The organism is Hymenobacter agri, from assembly GCF_054778495.1.
The window spans coordinates 1-3742 of sequence record NZ_BAAGZM010000425.1; the positions used below are offsets into that span (position 1 = coordinate 1).

5 protein-coding genes are annotated in these 3742 nt (G+C 58.0%); 1 reads left to right on the forward strand and 4 read right to left on the reverse strand.

The window, feature by feature from the left end; translation table 11 throughout:
* The coding region (locus ACYVDE_RS17010) for an ArdC-like ssDNA-binding domain-containing protein (RefSeq protein ID WP_460502746.1) at positions 1-427 on the reverse strand (427 nt) is incomplete at its 3' end.
* Between the two features lie 425 nt (positions 428-852).
* Between ACYVDE_RS17010 and ACYVDE_RS17015 the strand changes: the two genes are divergently transcribed.
* On the forward strand, positions 853-1155 hold the full coding sequence (locus ACYVDE_RS17015; protein WP_305013273.1) for a hypothetical protein: 303 nt from the start codon (positions 853-855) through the stop codon (positions 1153-1155).
* A gap of 502 nt (positions 1156-1657) precedes the next feature.
* On the opposite strand, the gene ACYVDE_RS17020 is transcribed toward ACYVDE_RS17015, so the two are convergent.
* From ACYVDE_RS17020 to ACYVDE_RS17030, 3 genes are all read right to left on the reverse strand, one after another.
* Complete coding sequence (locus ACYVDE_RS17020; protein WP_460502747.1) at positions 1658-1861, reverse strand: hypothetical protein; 204 nt, start codon at positions 1859-1861, stop codon at positions 1658-1660.
* Positions 1858-2856, reverse strand: coding sequence for an IS481 family transposase (locus ACYVDE_RS17025; protein WP_460502748.1), 999 nt, complete (start codon positions 2854-2856; stop codon positions 1858-1860). Before ACYVDE_RS17025 ends, ACYVDE_RS17020 begins: the two co-directional genes overlap by 4 nt.
* A gap of 493 nt (positions 2857-3349) precedes the next feature.
* Positions 3350-3742: hypothetical protein (locus ACYVDE_RS17030; RefSeq protein ID WP_460502749.1), on the reverse strand; the 393-nt coding region annotated here is incomplete at its 5' end.

Sequence of the window (3742 nt, forward strand, 5' to 3'; positions counted from 1 at the left end):
GCTGGGGGGTGTGCTCGCGGCTGGGCAACTCGGGGAACGTCCACGCTACCCCGTCAATCTGCGCAATATTAAAGACCGTGGAGTATTTCAGAAAGGCTTTTTTCTTCTCCTCGCCCTTGCCGTCGTCCTTCTTGGTCACGGTAAAGAACACCACCGGCATGCCCTTCTGGCCCCGGCGCACCTGCCCGCCCAGCTCCTTGGCTTGGTTGTAGGTCAGGAAATAGGGGTGCTCATACTCCAGCATCCCCAGCAGCAGGGCATTGACGCCCTGATACACGTGCTTGCTACGGTAGTTGCGGGGCGCGCCGTGGGCAGCGTTCCACGGCTGCTTCCACGGGGTCACGCCGTTCTCCAACGCCAGAATAATGCGGTTGGTGATGATGTCGTACACGTCGGGGCGGGGAGCAAAAGGAGCGGGCTTTTTCATGGCTTAACAGTTTGGTTTTATGCTTGCTGCTTATAATATTTAAACGCAAAAACCCGCATTAATGTTTCAATAATGTGTAAATTAAAGCGTCAATTATCGCGCATTAGTTCGCACCATTTGGCATGGATTCTGATTTTTCCCTTTTGTTCTTTATTCGCCCCGCTTAGGCATTTTCCGCCCGCTGTCCGCTGACTTCGTCCTGAATTGGCCGCCTGGCTTTTTCCTTTGGTTCGCGAAAGGGCTGGAAGGGGTTCAGTCCGCAGGACCGCAGGCATCGCCGGAGCCCCGCACAGCCCGGCCCAGAGGGGTTCGCCCCGCTACTTTCCTCCGCAAAAGCGGCTACCGAATCGCTCTCCATCGGCATTAGCCCTGGGTTTGCTACTTTTGGTAACGCTATCAGCCGCGTGCTCACTATCCCTCTGTCCATGACTTCTGCCAGCCAAGCTGCCTATCAGGCCCTGCGGGATTACCTGAACTCGCTGCTCAGCCCCACCCACCCCGACCAGGCGCTGGTGGAGGTGCCGGCGGCGCTGCGGCCGAGCCTAGAAGCCTTCATGCGCGGCAAAACCGAATACCAGGACGAGGCAGGGCGGCGCATGATTTACGCCCACGACCTAGCGGCCTGGGCCAGCGACCTGATTCACGGGGCGGGCCTGGCCACTCCCCTGCCCCTGGCCACGGTGGACGTGGCGGCGCTCCGGGCGGCCACCTGGCGGCAGGCCGCATGACGTGGGACGAGAGTTGAGCGCCTGACCCAGCAGGTGCAGCAGCTCAGCTAAGTAATGCCGACGGCAACCACCCTGCGTGGGCTACTGGAACTGCTCTTTGAAGCGCACTAGCCGCTCCTTCAACGACGGCAACGAGCGTACTTCCTGGCAGCTGATGAACCACGTGCAGCACTACTAGGGTCCAGTTGCAGACCATTAGGTTTCGGTAAGACCGCCAAGCGCATTTTGCGGCCCTGGAGCAAAACTTGGTAACCGAAGACCTAACGGTCTTCATAGGCTTCATGCGGGGCCACGCCGGCAAATCACTGACCTATCAGCTGCCGGACATCCTACCCCCACTGCTTAGTCTGCCGTTGGCTTCTAACTCGCCCCCGCGACCTGCTGGTCAGCGTGACCTACGTGGTGGTCATTTTCAGCCTCATCGGGTAGGGCCTCACCATCGGTCCGCTGGTAAAGTGGCTGGGCTTGAGCACCAGCGAGGCCCCGGCTGATAAGCATTAGGCTAATACAATTTTCGCATCAAATCCATATAATTATATTTTTTCCAATAATCCTCAAGGGCAGCAAATCCTAGAGTCACAGGATTTTCTTCAAAGCTCCAAAACTCATTTGGCTGACTTTTATAATCAGCTAATGCCCTGAAAAATACATCTGTTGTTCTCAATTCAATATCACTTGTTGAATTATGATAAGTTCTCCATTTCATAGCTGATTCATTATCCCATTCATTCTTATCACCTGCAACAAGTACAAGGTGTATAGTCCCAAGGTGAGGTGGGTTGGGTCCTGGTTAAAGTTAACGGGATTTTTCTGCCACTGGGCACAGACGAATTCATGCGGTGTCAGGCCGCGCAAGGTCTTGAGTCGTTTGGCGTGGTTATAGGCCAGGAGAAAGGTCTGCAGGTGCTCGTTCAATTCGTGGGTTGTCTGGTAATGGTAGCGTTGGACCGTCGCTTCTTTAATCGTGCGGTTCATGCGTTCGACCTGGCCATTGGTCCAGGGATGACCGGGCTTAGTAAAGCGGTGCTCGATGCCGTGCTCGGTGCAGACGCGGTCGAAGAGGTGCCGAAAGGCCCAGGGCTGGTGGCGCATGTTGCCAAACTGGATGCCGTTGTCGGTCAGCACCGTATGCACCTGGTACGGCAGTTTGGCCAGCACCCGGCGCAAAAAGTCAGCGGCGGCCATTTTGGTGGCCTGCGGCTGCAACTCGGCAAAGGCCACTTTGCTGGTGCGGTCAATGGCCACAAACAAATACTGGCGGCCTTCTTCGGTCTGCACTTCGGCAAAATCGACGTGCAGGTAGCCGATGGGGTAGTCCTTGAATTTCTTTTTAGGCACGCTCAGTTCCCCGTCAGTCAACGGCAGGCGGCTGACGCCGTGGCGCTGAAAGCACCGATGCAGCGCCGAGCGTGTCAGGCACGGAATCGTGGCTTGTAAGGCATAGAGGCAGTCGTCCAAGGGCAAGAGCGTGTGGCGCCGAAACGCGACGACCAGGGCTTCTTGTTCGGCCGTGAGCACCGTTGATGCCGCAACAGGCCCCATGCGTGCATCCTGAACCGTGGGACGTTTGCGCCATTTGGCGACGGTTTTTGGATTGATGCCGTGGCGCGTGGCTAGCGCTTGTAGGCTTTCCTGACTACGTTGGATAGCGCGCCGTACTGCCTGAGTTGTGCGGGCGCTGCCATGGAGTATTTGTCCCATAACGTTGTGCGAAATTCCAGACCGGAAAATACACCATCACATCCTGGGACTATACACCTAGTCAGCTAGCGGCGAAGCGAGAACGTTTAGGCAGGATATTGCGGCCTTGCCCAACCAGCCGCCTGGCCGCCAGTTGCGCTTTTTCTATTGGTATTTCGCTCTTCTGCGAGTTTTATGTCCAGCGCTCATCTTGAACTCTCTACTTCCCCGGAGGGCCGACACCTGGCTTTTGGCGAAGAGCGGCGAGCGGTTGGGCACATCTTCCGGCGCGTGGGTGGCGTCCTTTGCCCCTGGACGCGCTTGGCCGTCAATGCCCGGTCCCCCTACATCGATGCGGACGTTTTTGCCCCGGACACGCAGCTCGATTACTACGTGCTTCACGAAACGCCTCAGGGGAGCGAGGAAAGGCGCAGCTACCTGGTGAGCACCATCGTAGCGCGTACAGCCGGCAAGTCAACTTAGGGCTATCCCGCTAAGTAGCCTACATGCCATCCTATAGGCGGGGACCAGCCCGGCGCTGGCCCGGCGCTGGATTCATTTCTGCAGATGGTTTGAGGCCGGGCGAGTTCAGCACCTGTACGGCCTGACGCAGCTGCTGCACGGCGGGCATACTTTTCAGCGCGTCCAGCCCGGCTACCACGGCCAGTACTTTCTCCACGTTTTCTCGATTGAGGCCCGCCAGTTCCGGCTTCCTGGCCAACTGTCGGCTCACTTCCTGCAAGCGGGCGGCCTCCAGGTTTGCGGCGTGGCCGCGTAGCTCTTTCACTACTAGGCCTGCCGCCTCAATGAAGGATTGCCGGGCCTGGTCGTGCGCCAGCGATTTGCTGGGCACCAGCAGCGGGCCGGCCTGGCGCTGGTGCTCCTGCGCGGCGGCCAATTGCCGGCG

Bases quoted from the DNA above. Each gene is read 5' to 3' on its own strand.
- ACYVDE_RS17015 (WP_305013273.1), top strand. From the start codon at position 853: ATGACTTCTGCCAGCCAAGCTGCCTATCAGGCCCTGCGGGATTACCTG.
- ACYVDE_RS17020 (WP_460502747.1), bottom strand. From the start codon at position 1,861: ATGAAATGGAGAACTTATCATAATTCAACAAGTGATATTGAATTGAGA.
- ACYVDE_RS17025 (WP_460502748.1), bottom strand. From the start codon at position 2,856: ATGGGACAAATACTCCATGGCAGCGCCCGCACAACTCAGGCAGTACGG.